General features: G+C 64.3%; 14 protein-coding genes and 1 riboswitch. Of the genes, 11 read left to right on the top strand and 3 right to left on the bottom strand.

The features are described from left to right. Both NEI07_RS00690 and NEI07_RS00685 read left to right on the top strand, forming a co-directional pair. Positions 1 to 743: L,D-transpeptidase family protein (locus NEI07_RS00690; protein WP_256032030.1), on the top strand; the 743-nt coding region annotated here is incomplete at its 5' end. A gap of 107 nt (positions 744 to 850) precedes the next feature. Continuing rightward, positions 851 to 1,243, top strand: a complete 393-nt coding sequence (locus NEI07_RS00685) for a hypothetical protein (protein WP_256032028.1) — start codon at positions 851 to 853, stop codon at positions 1,241 to 1,243. Between the two features lie 46 nt (positions 1,244 to 1,289). Here NEI07_RS00685 and NEI07_RS00680 read toward each other — a convergent pair whose 3' ends face one another. Both NEI07_RS00680 and NEI07_RS00675 read right to left on the bottom strand, forming a co-directional pair. After that, on the bottom strand, positions 1,290 to 1,613 hold the full coding sequence (locus NEI07_RS00680; RefSeq protein WP_256032027.1) for a Kazal-type serine protease inhibitor family protein: 324 nt from the start codon (positions 1,611 to 1,613) through the stop codon (positions 1,290 to 1,292). 98 nt (positions 1,614 to 1,711) lie between these two features. After that, positions 1,712 to 2,050, bottom strand: a complete 339-nt coding sequence (locus NEI07_RS00675) for a Kazal-type serine protease inhibitor family protein (RefSeq protein ID WP_256032026.1) — start codon at positions 2,048 to 2,050, stop codon at positions 1,712 to 1,714. A gap of 347 nt (positions 2,051 to 2,397) precedes the next feature. Then, positions 2,398 to 2,459: riboswitch (Fluoride riboswitch) on the top strand. A gap of 84 nt (positions 2,460 to 2,543) precedes the next feature. On the opposite strand from NEI07_RS00675, the gene crcB reads away from it, so the two are divergent. The 8 genes from crcB to NEI07_RS00635 all read left to right on the top strand — a co-directional run bounded on the left by crcB (position 2,544) and on the right by NEI07_RS00635 (position 7,620). After that, positions 2,544 to 2,918, top strand: a complete 375-nt coding sequence (gene crcB, locus NEI07_RS00670) for a fluoride efflux transporter CrcB (RefSeq protein ID WP_256032025.1) — start codon at positions 2,544 to 2,546, stop codon at positions 2,916 to 2,918. Between the two features lie 166 nt (positions 2,919 to 3,084). Beyond that, the gene (locus NEI07_RS00665; RefSeq protein WP_256032023.1) at positions 3,085 to 3,777 is read left to right on the top strand and encodes a spermidine synthase family protein; all 693 of its coding nucleotides are present in this window, start codon (positions 3,085 to 3,087) and stop codon (positions 3,775 to 3,777) included. 240 nt (positions 3,778 to 4,017) lie between these two features. After that, positions 4,018 to 4,326, top strand: a complete 309-nt coding sequence (gene rplU, locus NEI07_RS00660; RefSeq protein WP_256032022.1) for a 50S ribosomal protein L21 — start codon at positions 4,018 to 4,020, stop codon at positions 4,324 to 4,326. A gap of 66 nt (positions 4,327 to 4,392) precedes the next feature. Next, positions 4,393 to 4,662, top strand: a complete 270-nt coding sequence (gene rpmA / locus NEI07_RS00655; RefSeq protein WP_018409147.1) for a 50S ribosomal protein L27 — start codon at positions 4,393 to 4,395, stop codon at positions 4,660 to 4,662. 179 nt (positions 4,663 to 4,841) lie between these two features. Next, positions 4,842 to 5,444: a GNAT family N-acetyltransferase gene (locus NEI07_RS00650; protein WP_256032021.1), complete on the top strand. Its 603-nt coding sequence runs from the start codon at positions 4,842 to 4,844 to the stop codon at positions 5,442 to 5,444. 7 nt (positions 5,445 to 5,451) lie between these two features. Further along, the gene (gene obgE, locus NEI07_RS00645; protein ID WP_256032020.1) at positions 5,452 to 6,516 is read left to right on the top strand and encodes a GTPase ObgE; all 1,065 of its coding nucleotides are present in this window, start codon (positions 5,452 to 5,454) and stop codon (positions 6,514 to 6,516) included. Between the two features lie 85 nt (positions 6,517 to 6,601). Then, positions 6,602 to 6,997: a DUF2946 family protein gene (locus NEI07_RS00640; RefSeq protein WP_256032017.1), complete on the top strand. Its 396-nt coding sequence runs from the start codon at positions 6,602 to 6,604 to the stop codon at positions 6,995 to 6,997. A 173-nt stretch (positions 6,998 to 7,170) separates the two neighbouring features. Continuing rightward, entirely contained in the window at positions 7,171 to 7,620 is a 450-nt protein-coding gene (locus NEI07_RS00635; protein ID WP_256032016.1) for a hypothetical protein, read from the top strand. Between the two features lie 19 nt (positions 7,621 to 7,639). Here the strand turns inward: NEI07_RS00635 and NEI07_RS00630 are convergent, their stop codons facing one another. Next, entirely contained in the window at positions 7,640 to 8,308 is a 669-nt protein-coding gene (locus NEI07_RS00630; protein ID WP_256032015.1) for an O-methyltransferase, read from the bottom strand. 200 nt (positions 8,309 to 8,508) lie between these two features. Between NEI07_RS00630 and NEI07_RS00625 the strand changes: the two genes are divergently transcribed. Beyond that, positions 8,509 to 8,880: a hypothetical protein gene (locus NEI07_RS00625; RefSeq protein ID WP_256032014.1), complete on the top strand. Its 372-nt coding sequence runs from the start codon at positions 8,509 to 8,511 to the stop codon at positions 8,878 to 8,880. Positions 8,881 to 8,972: the final 92 nt, after the last annotated feature.

Below are 8,972 nucleotides of genomic sequence, written 5' to 3'. Positions count from 1 at the left end.
CAGCCCCGGCGTCGGCGCCGCCGACCCAGGTGGCGCGCGCCGTCGAGCCGACCTTGCGGGCTGCGCCCGAGGACGCCTTTCAGCAGGAGGCCCCGATCCGCTTCGGCATGGGGGATCAGGTCTTCGTGCGCATCTTCAAGCAGGAAGGGCAGCTCGAGCTCTGGCTTCGAAAGAACAACAGCCGCTTCTCGCTCTATAAGACCTATCCAATCTGCAAATGGTCCGGCAGGCTGGGACCCAAGCTCAAGGAAGCCGACTACCAGTCGCCGGAAGGCTTCTACAGCGTTTCAGCGAAGCAGCTGCATCCGCATTCGAACTATCACCGCGCCTTCAACGTCGGCTATCCGAACGCCTTCGATCGCCAGAACGGCCGGACCGGCGGTCTCGTCATGGTGCATGGCGCGTGCAAGTCGGTCGGCTGCTTCGCCATGACCGACCGCGGCATCGAGGAAATCTACGCCTTCGTCGAAGCGGCGATGCGCGCCGGCCAGCACGAAGTGCAGGTGCATATTTTTCCCTTCCGCTTGACGGAGCAGGCGATCGCTCGGGAAACCGGCGGAAGCTGGCTCGCCTTCGTCGGCGCGGGCGGCAATTATCAGCGCTGGACCGAGTTCTGGCGCAATCTGAAGCAAGGCTACGATATCTTCGAGCAGACCGGCGAACCGCCGGTGGCCTTCGCCTGCGGCGATCATTACGCCTTTGGCGCGGGCGATTCGTCTTGCCGACGCATCGCCGGCTGGTAATCGGGGCGCGCAACGCTGAGACAAGACTGTTCAGCTTGGTTTCAGCCGGCGCGCGCGAAAATGCCTCGGCAAAAGCGCTGGGGGGCGCAAACAAGGAAATCGCCCGCATGCGGCTCGTGACCTACTCTATCGTCGGCGCGGCTTGCGCCCTCGGCATCCTCTTCCCGCCGATCGCCAGCAAGGCGGCCAATGTGCCGCTGTGCCTCGCGATCGCCCAAAACTACAACGCCTGCATCCGCCAGCACCAGCACGGGCGCGGCGGGCATGGCGGCTATGGTCCGGGCTACGGACATGGTTACGGAAACGGCTACGGACATGGCTACGGAAATGGCTATCGCCGTGGCTATCCCGGCGACGATTTCGGCGGCGATCCCGGCGACTATGACGGCGATGGCGGCGATGGCGGCTATGGCGGCGGCTCCCACCGCCACCACGAGCGCGCCCAGGCGGCCTGCGCCGTCTGGTTCGCGCAGATGCAGGCCAGCGGCTGCTTCAACTAGCCGAAGAAATGGGCGCGGCCGGATGGCGCCGCGCCGCCGCCAGGGCTCACCTGTAGGGTTTGGGGCACTCGCCGTCGGACTTTTTCGCGACCTTGGCGGCAATGCGCGTGCAGTCGTTACCGTAGGTTTTATCGTCACAGCCGCAAACGGGACGATAGTCCTTGGTGCAGATCTTTGAAACTTCCACACATTTGCCGGCGATGTCCGCTCCGCGGCATTGGCCCGGCTCGGGGTCGCACCACAAGCCTTTGTCGCATTGAATGCCGGCGATGCCGGCGCACATCTCGCCGACCTTGGCGGCCGACGCGGGCGCGGAGACAAGGAGTGAGAGCGCCAGGGCGCTCGCGAATGTCCAAAGTATTTTCGTCATATCGTCGTCCTCCCTTAAAAAACGGCAGCATGTGCTACGGCGGCTGCATTCACCGTTCGCTTCGCCCAGATATGGACGAGCGGTTTCAACGAGCGTCTTTAATGGCGCCTGCATCGGCCATTGTGCCGCTTGTTGACCATCGCGGCGCGGCGCGCGCAGTCATTTGCGTAGGTGCGGCCGTCGCACCCGCACACGGGCCTGAAAATGCGTGGACAGAAGTGGGGCCTGACCGCGCAACGGCCAAAAGCGTCGGCGACGCGGCAGGAGCCGGGGCGCATCTCGCACCACAAGCCTTTGGCGCAGTGAAGGCCGATAATGCCGCCGCATTTGGCGCCGACGCCGCCGGCCGCCATCGCAGGCGATGACGTCGCCATCGAAAGCACGAAGAGCGTTGGGGCGAGGAGCGCGCAGAGGCGCAAGCCAAGGCGTAAATTCATCGCAATTCTCCAAAAAATGCTTTCGTAACGGTGAGATAACGCATCTGGCCCGCAAGCGTTCCCGCGCGGGCGATGCGGCTGCTGGCTCGCAATCCAGGTTAACGAGGAGTCATCTCACCCGCGTCATGGCCGCGCTCGTCGCGGCCATCCACGCGACGACGCGAGGCAAATGTGAGGATATGAGCCGAACCTACCGTCTCCGCGCGATGCGTTTCGCGGTTGACCGGCGTGGATGCCCGGCACAAGGCCAGGCATGACGGCTGAGAGCGAGCTGAAATTAACCAGAGTTCGAAGCGCTGAGCGCGGCTGGCGGCCGGTTGATCGTTTGCGCCGCCTCGACTATGCTGCCTCCCACACGGGATGGGGCTCCCGGTAACCGCCTGATGAGGCTGATGGCTCCTGCCGCAAGGACGCGCGTCCTGCGGGAGGAGCGCGCCTAAAACGCCGCCTGCCGCAGCATGTTTGTCGTCCGCTCGCTCAAAAGGACGACGTCATGGGCTTCTTCATTGTGTTTGCTGGCGGGGGACTGGCCGCGGCCGCGCGCCACGGGGTCAATCTTCTTCTTGCCCGACTGATCGGCGTCGGCTTTCCGTTCGGGACGCTGACCGTGAACGTGCTTGGCTCGTTCCTGATGGGCGTGATCGTCGGTTATTTCGCCTTCCAGGGCGAGGCGTCCCAAAACTGGCGCCTGTTCCTCACGACCGGAATTCTCGGCGGCTTCACCACTTTTTCGGCGTTCTCACTCGAGACGGTCTTGCTGTACGAACGCGGCGAACTGGGCTTGGCGGCGGTTTATGTCGTGGCGTCAATCGGCCTTGCGGTCGCCGGCCTCCTCGCCGGCCTGTCGCTGCTGCGCCATTTTTCGTGATGGCTTCGAGTTCGAGCCACTCCTCCCGCCGAGCGGCGGATGAATGTCTTGATTCGACCCTTAGGGGACCATTCTCGACGGGCGGCTTTTAGCCGATTTTTAGTCGTGCGCTTCGACCGGGAAGCCAAGTCGCATGAACCGCTCCCGATGAAATGGAGAGTTATCAGTGATTCCCTGGACCCTGCTCGACACAGCGCCGATACCGGGCGGCGAGGGCGAACTCCGCCTCAAGCGTCGCGGCGCAGAATTCTCGATCATGCTGGGCAATATCGAACTGATGAACAGTCGCCTCAGTGGCTCGGAGGAGGCGCTCGCCATGCTCTCTTGCGAGAGAATTCAGGCGCGCCCACAGCCGTGCGTTCTGATCGGCGGGCTGGGGATGGGCTTCACTCTGCGCGCCGCGCTCACTGTCCTCGGCGCGAAAGCGCGGATCGTTGTCGCCGAACTCATCCCGGCGGTCGTGGCCTGGGCGCGCGGTCCGATGGCGGAAGTCTTCGGCGCCGGCCTCACGGATCCGCGCGTCAGCATCGAGAAAGCCGACGTTGGATGCCTGATCCGGTCTGGCCGCTCGACTTATGACGCAATCCTTCTCGATGTCGATAATGGCCCCGAGGGCCTGACTCGCGAAGCCAATGACGGACTTTACGATATCGAGGGATTGAGGGCGGCCCGCAAGGCGCTGCGCCATGATGGGGTGTTGGCCGTCTGGTCATCGGGGCCGGATCGGAATTTCACGTCGCGCCTCCGCAAAGCCGGGTTCCGCGTGGATGAAGTCAAGGTGCGCGCCAATGGCCAACGTGGTGGCGCCCGGCACGTCATCTGGATCGCGACAAGAGAGTCGACGCCTCCGATGCAATAGAACCTTGCCAGCAAGAGCTTCTGTTTTTACCCAAAGCTAAATCTTCAAACTGACCCACCACCCCGTCCGCCCCACATATTGACAGTCGCCGGCTTTGAAGGGTAGATGAACGTCGCTTCGGCGCGGCGGTTTCGCCGCGCTTTTCGTTTGCGCCTGGCGCAAGTTCGAGGCGAAGCCACTAACTGCCAAGAAGCCGGCCGGCTAAAGACGCCAGCGTCGGGACGAACACAGGAAAAAAAGATGTTCGCAGTCATTAAAACCGGCGGCAAGCAATATAGCGTCGCCGCGGGGGACGTGATCACCGTCATGGCGCTCGACGGCGCGCCGGGCGACGTCGTCACTTTCGACGAAGTGCTGATGCTGGGCGGCGACAGCCCCAAGGTCGGCGCCCCGACGATCGCGGGCGCGAAAGTCTCCGGCGAGATCGCCGAGCAGACCCGCAGCGCCAAGTCGATCGCCTTCAAGAAGCGCCGTCGGCAGAATTCAAAGCGCAAGCGCGGCCATCGCCAGGACCTGACGCTTGTGAGAATCACCGCGATCGAGAGCTGACCGCCCTCTCGCGACAGGCAGAATAAAGCGGCCCCAGTCGCCGCATAGGAAGATCGGAGCAAGACCATGGCTCATAAAAAGGCAGGCGGCTCGTCGCGCAACGGCCGCGATTCGGACGGCCGGCGCCTCGGCGTCAAGAAATTCGGCGGGGAAGCCGTCATCGGCGGCAATATTATCGTGCGCCAACGCGGCACCAAGTGGCGTCCGGGCCGCAATGTCGGCATGGGCAAGGACCACACGCTTTTCGCGCTCGTCGACGGCGTCGTCGAATTCAAGTCCAGCGGCGGACGCGCCAGCGTATCGGTGGCGCCGGCGCCCGCCGCAGCAGCCGAGTAAGGCGGTAGGGGACGACCCGCCGCCGGCCTTCCGGCGGACAGTCGTCTCGACTACCTCTCTCGCGAATTCAGGCGGGAACGTTTCAGGCGAGATGTCCGGAAGCGCCGTGAAGGGCCAGTGGGGAGCGCACTCCTTTCAGGCTCTTAGGCCAATATTTCCGATGTCGCTTGGAGCAATCAATGTTTCCCGAAATTACCCGCGACGACGTTTTTCGGCTGGAGACTGAAAGACTATGGCTGCGTTGGCCGCGCGCGGCTGACGCCGAGGAGATTCGCCAGCATGTTGGCGATCCCGACGTCGCGTTGATGACGGCGAGCATCCCGCATCCTTATGCGCCGCACGACGCCGACGCGTTCATCGCATCGGCGCGCGAGGAGAACGGCGCCGGCGGCGGCCTCCATCTCGTCATCACCCCGAAGAACCGGCCGAACGAGCCGATCGGGCTTGTGAGCCTTCATGGCGCGGACCGCCGCGGCTCGGCGACGCTCGGCTATTGGCTCGGCAAGCCCTATTGGGGGCAAGGCTTTACGACCGAGGCGGCCAGGGCCCTCATCGACCTCGCCTTCGGAATCACCTCGCTGGATCGCATCGTCTCCGCCGCGCGGCCGGATAATCGCTCGTCGTTGCATGTCCATGAGAAACTCGGCTTTCGGACGATCGGCCGCGGCGTGCGGCCGGCGCCCGCGCGCGGCGGCGAAATGGAAGTCGAGCTCTTCGAATTAAAGCGCGGCGAAGCGCATACGCTGTTCGGCGCCCGCCGGCCGCGATTCTTTTCACCGTGAGCGGCAGATGAAATTCCTTGACCAGGCCCGCGTTTTTGTCCGCTCCGGCGACGGCGGCGCCGGATCCGTGTCCTTTCGGCGCGAGAAGTTCATCGAATTCGGCGGGCCGGACGGCGGCGATGGCGGACGCGGCGGCGACGTCGTCGCCGAATGCGTCGCCGGGCTCAACACGCTGATCGATTATCGCTACCAGCAGCACTTCAAGGCCAAGACCGGCGGCCATGGCATGGGCAAGAACCGCGCCGGCGGGCGCGGCGCCGACGCCGTGCTGAAAGTGCCGGTCGGAACGCAAATCTTTGAGGAGGATGGGGAAACCCTCATCGCCGACATGACCGAGGTCGGGCAGCGCGTCGTCATTTGCAAAGGCGGCAATGGCGGCTTCGGCAACGCGCATTTCACCACCTCGACCAATCGGGCGCCGCGGCGCGCCAATCCGGGCCTCGAGGGCCAGGAGCGCACCATCATCCTGCGGCTGAAACTCATCGCCGACGCGGGGCTGATCGGCCTGCCCAACGCCGGCAAGTCGACATTCCTGGCGACGGTGACGGCGGCCAAGCCCAAGATCGCCGACTATCCCTTTACGACGCTGCATCCCGGACTTGGCGTCGTGCGCAGCGACGACAGGGAACTCGTTCTGGCGGACATCCCGGGTCTGATCGAAGGCGCGCATGAGGGCCACGGCCTCGGCGACCGCTTTTTGGGCCATGTCGAGCGATGCCGGGCGCTCCTGCATCTTATTGACGCGACCGGGGAACATGCCGGCAAGGATTACAAGATCGTCCGCGGCGAACTCACCGCCTATGGCGCCGGTCTCGCCGAGAAGCCGGAAATCGTCGCGCTTTCAAAGATCGACGCGGTCGACGCGGATCATCTCAAGAAGCAGCGGGAGCGGCTGAAGCGGGCGATCGCATCCGCCGGGCCTGAGACGCAGGATCGCCATCCGGCGCCCCTGCTCATTTCGTCGGCGAGCGGCGCCGGCGTCAGGGAAGCGCTCCGCGCGCTGTTCGACGCCATCGAGGCGCAAAAGGCGTTCGAGCGCGCCTCGGACGCCGAGGGGCGCTGGAGTCCCTGACGTCGAGGTCCGAACCCTTTAATCGCCGCCTGCGCGCGGCGTCGCCATTGACCTTGACGAGATCAGTGAATAGCTTCGAGGGGCTATGAGCGCGCGCAGCGAAGTCAAAACATCGCAGTACGGTTCGACGGCGGTCACGCTGCTCGTCGCCTATCTGTTTGTTTTGCAAGGCCTGGCTGTCGGCGTTTCGTTCAGCGGACGCGGTTCTGGCCTCTTCGCCAACACGATCTGCTTCAGCAAGGCTTCCGGACCGCTTTCCGGAGATCCTGCGACGCCCGCGCGTCCGGCGCGGCACGGCGACGTCTGTTGCGTCGTGCATTGCGCATCGCTCGGCGGCGCGACCGCCGCCTCGCCGTTCATCGGCGAGACGCCCCCGGCCGCGTCCTATTCGACGATCGGACTGGCCTTTGACGAGACCTCTCGTCCTCCAGAGGCGTCGACCCCGCCGCTCGGCTCCCGCGCTCCTCCCGTCCTGATCTGACGCTTGCCGCAGCAATGCGGCGTCACGCCCCGACATGTCGGCATGCCGCCGGCGGGGGAGAGTCAGACCAGCGTATCCGTCGTTTGTCAGCGTGCATCGCAAAGAGCACGCGCCGCTCAGTTCTCAGACTGGCGGTTGCGACGAGCCATCGGACCGCGCAGCGATTTGGGATCATGGAACAGAAAACTCATCTGGCGCCGCGCCTCGGTAAGCGGGCGCGCAGCGCGGCCTCGGGAGAACGACGCTGCTCTCAGAATGGAAAGCTGACCGCCGCCAGCGACGGCGACATCCGCGTCGCGCCTGAAGCCATTGCGGCCCCGGCGCCGACGCGCGGACGGGTGGAGGTCGTCGAGACCTATTTCGACCCCGACGGGCGGCCAATGAAGCGCAAAAGCCTGGGCGCAGCCAGGGTGGCGCGCTTCTATGACGCCAACGGCAATCAGGTCGAGGAGGCCTATTTTAACGCCGAGGGCAAGCCCACGATTCGCAAGGATCTGGGCGCGGCGCGAATCTCCTGGCGCTATGACGACAGCGGCAACCAGGTCGAAGCGGCCCTGTTCGGAGCCGACGGCGCGCCTTTGCCCCATAAGCGACGCGGCAAGCGGGCGTTCGACAGCGTCTGAAGGGCGCTGACGACGCGTCCTATTTGACGCGTGCGATCAGAAACCCATCCCAACCCTTGGCGCCGACGGTTTGCACCGCCGTCGCTTCGACCCGCCCTTCCGCGGCGACGGCGTCAAACAACGCGCGCGCGCCCAGCGCGCCACCGTCCGTGGCGGATGCGTCGGCGACGGCGCCTTCCCGAACGACATTGTCGACGATGATCAGAGCCCCGGGGCGCGACAGCTTCAGCGCATAATCGAAATAGGCGGCGTTGTTGGGCTTATCGGCGTCGATGAAGGCGAGATCGAAAGGCTGCGCCCGCTCTGATTCAAGCAGCGGCAACATTTCGAGCGCGGGGCCGACGCGCAGATCGACGCGCGCGGTCATGCCTTCGCGGGCAATATTGGCGCGAGCGACCTCGGCGTGTCGCGCATCGACTTCGAAGGTGACGACCTTGCCGCCCTCGCCCACCGCCCGCGCCAGCCAGATCGTCGAGTAGCCTCCAAGCGTCCCGACTTCGAGAACGCGTCTTGCGCCGATTGCGCAGGCGAGCAGATGCAGCAATTTGCCTTGCGGCGGCGCAACGTCGATCGCGGGAAGGCCAGCGCGCGCATTTGCCGCAAGCGTTTCCTCCTGCGCTTCTTCCTTGGAAATCAGCGCCGCGGCGATGTAGTCGTCCACGCGACGCCAGTCTTCTACTTCGATCATTTGACGTCCCTTACATCGAGCGCTTAACGTTGGTCAGGGCGAAATTCATTGACATCTTGCGTGATATCACGCGATGTTCCGCCGTCGTTCGCGCGCCAAAGCGCACGGACGCAAAAAGGCTTGATAGCCGCATTTCACGAGCCCCAGTTGGACTGCGGCCGATATGCTGCTCATCACAACACTCTATGGGAGCACAACAAATGATCAAGCTTGCTTTGACGACGGCCCTTGCCGCCGTCGCCTTTAGCGCATCGGCCTATGCGGGGCAGTGGAATGTGACCGAAGCCAATAAGGCTGGCATCAAGCGCGCGCAGGGCACCTGGACCGTCGCGACGGAAGGCGACAAGGTTTCGGGCAAGGGCGAAATGCAGCTCGATAACGGCTCCGTGCTCACCTACAAGCTTGAAGGCGAACTCACCGGCGGCGCCTACACGCTGAAAATGGTGGACCGCACCGATTCCAAGAAGAATTGCGTATGGACCGGCAAGCCCGTCGAGGGCGCCCGCAACGTGTATTCGGGCGAAGCGGCCTGCGACGGCGAAAAGTTCACGATTCGCGCTGGCCAGAATTAAGCGCCTGAAACAGCCTCTTGCAGCAACAAACGCCGGCTCAACGCCGGCGTTTTTTTTGGCGCGCGTGCCGTATCGCGCCGATTAGAGCAGGT

The organism is Methylocystis suflitae, assembly GCF_024448135.1.
GTDB lineage: Bacteria > Pseudomonadota > Alphaproteobacteria > Rhizobiales > Beijerinckiaceae > Methylocystis > Methylocystis suflitae.
This window is presented reverse-complemented; position numbering and strand designations above follow the sequence as displayed.

Bases quoted from the DNA above. Each gene is read 5' to 3' on its own strand.
- NEI07_RS00685 (WP_256032028.1), top strand. From the start codon at position 851: ATGCGGCTCGTGACCTACTCTATCGTCGGCGCGGCTTGCGCCCTCGGC.
- NEI07_RS00680 (WP_256032027.1), bottom strand. From the start codon at position 1,613: ATGACGAAAATACTTTGGACATTCGCGAGCGCCCTGGCGCTCTCACTC.
- NEI07_RS00675 (WP_256032026.1), bottom strand. From the start codon at position 2,050: ATGAATTTACGCCTTGGCTTGCGCCTCTGCGCGCTCCTCGCCCCAACG.
- crcB (WP_256032025.1), top strand. From the start codon at position 2,544: ATGGGCTTCTTCATTGTGTTTGCTGGCGGGGGACTGGCCGCGGCCGCG.
- rplU (WP_256032022.1), top strand. From the start codon at position 4,018: ATGTTCGCAGTCATTAAAACCGGCGGCAAGCAATATAGCGTCGCCGCG.
- rpmA (WP_018409147.1), top strand. From the start codon at position 4,393: ATGGCTCATAAAAAGGCAGGCGGCTCGTCGCGCAACGGCCGCGATTCG.
- NEI07_RS00650 (WP_256032021.1), top strand. From the start codon at position 4,842: ATGTTTCCCGAAATTACCCGCGACGACGTTTTTCGGCTGGAGACTGAA.
- obgE (WP_256032020.1), top strand. From the start codon at position 5,452: ATGAAATTCCTTGACCAGGCCCGCGTTTTTGTCCGCTCCGGCGACGGC.
- NEI07_RS00640 (WP_256032017.1), top strand. From the start codon at position 6,602: ATGAGCGCGCGCAGCGAAGTCAAAACATCGCAGTACGGTTCGACGGCG.
- NEI07_RS00635 (WP_256032016.1), top strand. From the start codon at position 7,171: ATGGAACAGAAAACTCATCTGGCGCCGCGCCTCGGTAAGCGGGCGCGC.
- NEI07_RS00630 (WP_256032015.1), bottom strand. From the start codon at position 8,308: ATGATCGAAGTAGAAGACTGGCGTCGCGTGGACGACTACATCGCCGCG.
- NEI07_RS00625 (WP_256032014.1), top strand. From the start codon at position 8,509: ATGATCAAGCTTGCTTTGACGACGGCCCTTGCCGCCGTCGCCTTTAGC.